The 1,307-nt window shown below is 46.8% G+C and carries 1 protein-coding gene; it reads right to left on the bottom strand.

Features of this window, described 5'->3' with window-relative positions; all coding sequences use genetic code 11:
- Window positions 1-1,307 (bottom strand): condensation domain-containing protein (locus tag ACRD7P_RS20890; protein WP_430909742.1); only part of this gene is annotated, 1,307 nt, incomplete at both ends.

Below are 1,307 nucleotides of genomic sequence, written 5' to 3'. Positions count from 1 at the left end.
ACGTAGCCGCCGCCCGACTTCAATATACCAACAACACCGGCGATCATCCATAAAGATCGATCCAAACAGATCCCCACAAGACTGTCGGGAACCACTCCCTTGGAAACTAAATAATGTGCAATACGGTTCGAAAGCGCATCCAGCTCCCCATAGCTCATCGTTTCCCCCTCGAAACTCAAGGCAATGCCATCGGGACTCTTCGATACACGGGACTCGAACATCCCTACAAAACCAACATCCAAGGCATAATCGACATCAGTGCCATTGAAAACATCCAATAGCTCGGTACGCTCGCCCGCAGTGAGAAGATCGATCTCGGAAATTTCCGAAACGTTCGCATTGATAATCTGTTCAAGGACCGTTCGGAAATGTCCTTTGATCATTTCTATGGTCTGCTCCGAAATCAATGAGGAGTTATAACCGAACTCTATGTCCAGTTTTTCCGTAAGGTTGACCACGATTGTCAAAGGGTAGTTCGTAGGGTCAATGGTCTCCATATCATCTACCTCAAGTACCTGTTCCCCGCCTTCGGAGGCTTCCGCCTCGGGGAAATTCTCGAATACCATAATGCTATCGAACAAATCACCCTTCACACCGCTCAAACTCTGGATTATAGAAAGGTTCGTATACTGGTGTTCTCGACATTCGGTATGACCCATTTGTAATGCGATTAACCAATCCACGATAGGACCTTCCGGTATCGCACCGTACAAAGGAAGCGTATTGATATAGAGCCCCACAAGTTCGTCAGAAAACTCCATTTCCGGCGGGCGACCCGATACCGTAACACCAAATATGACATCTTGGCTACCCGTATACTTCGACAATAAAAGCGACCATACACCTTGCGTAATACTATTTACCGTAAGACCGTGCTCCTGGGCATAACCCTTGATCATGTCGGTCAACTCTTTTCCGACCACAAGACTCGTCAAATTGGTCTCCCCGGCCGTCTTGTTCCGATCATGATCGGCACTTACAAATGGTAATAGGGTAGGCGAGTCGAGCGTTGCCATATAATTTTTCCAAAAATCCTCCTCTTCGAAGGGGTCTTTCTTGCCGATAAAATCGATATAGTCCCGGTAGCGGTCTTCTTGTATCTCCTCGGGAACACCGCCATGGAAGATTACCTGGTATGCCTGTAACAATTCATCGATTACTATCGACATCGACCAACCATCTGTTAAAATATGATGGTTCGTATAGTACATGGTATACGATTCCTCACCGGTCTTTATCAATGTTATACGCACCAAAGGCGCCTCACTCAAATCGAAACGTGTTTCCCGGTCTTTCTTTTTGAAGGC

The organism is Maribacter sp. 2-571 (assembly GCF_050589625.1).
Lineage (GTDB): Bacteria > Bacteroidota > Bacteroidia > Flavobacteriales > Flavobacteriaceae > Pelagihabitans.
Note: the sequence above shows the minus strand (reverse complement) of the source record. Positions and strands in the feature narration are given on the sequence as shown.